Origin of the sequence: Salifodinibacter halophilus, from assembly GCA_012999515.1 — a bacterium.
In the GTDB taxonomy this organism is placed as follows: domain Bacteria; phylum Pseudomonadota; class Gammaproteobacteria; order Nevskiales; family Salinisphaeraceae; genus Salifodinibacter; species Salifodinibacter halophilus.
The window spans coordinates 1-291 of the sequence record JABEEB010000150.1 but is presented as its reverse complement, the minus strand read 5'-3'; the positions used below and the strand labels follow the sequence as shown (position 1 = coordinate 291).

Below are 291 nucleotides of genomic sequence, written 5' to 3'. Positions count from 1 at the left end.
CGCCCGCGATCGGGCGGCCGGCGCGAGGCTTACCAGTTGAAGCCCATCGACAGCTTGAACATGCGGGTCGGCAGCGAGATGTTGTCGCGCCGCTCGCCGAGCTTCGGATTCGGCGCGCCGACCGCGCCGCGGTAGGTGTCGAAGTCGATGTAGTTGCGCCAGTTGAACACGTTGAGCACGTCGCCGCGCGCCCACAGCTTGAAGCCGGCGCCGGTGTCCCATTCCTTCTGCAGCGCCATATCGAACTGCTTGAAGCCGATCGTATCGCCCGGCGTGTACGGATCGAAGAAG

Annotated in this window: 1 protein-coding gene; it reads right to left on the bottom strand. The window is 65.3% G+C overall.

Annotated elements, in window-relative coordinates; genetic code table 11:
• Positions 1 to 29: 29 nt before the first annotated feature.
• Positions 30 to 291 (bottom strand): hypothetical protein (locus HKX41_11095; GenBank protein ID NNC24677.1); only part of this gene is annotated, 262 nt, incomplete at its 5' end.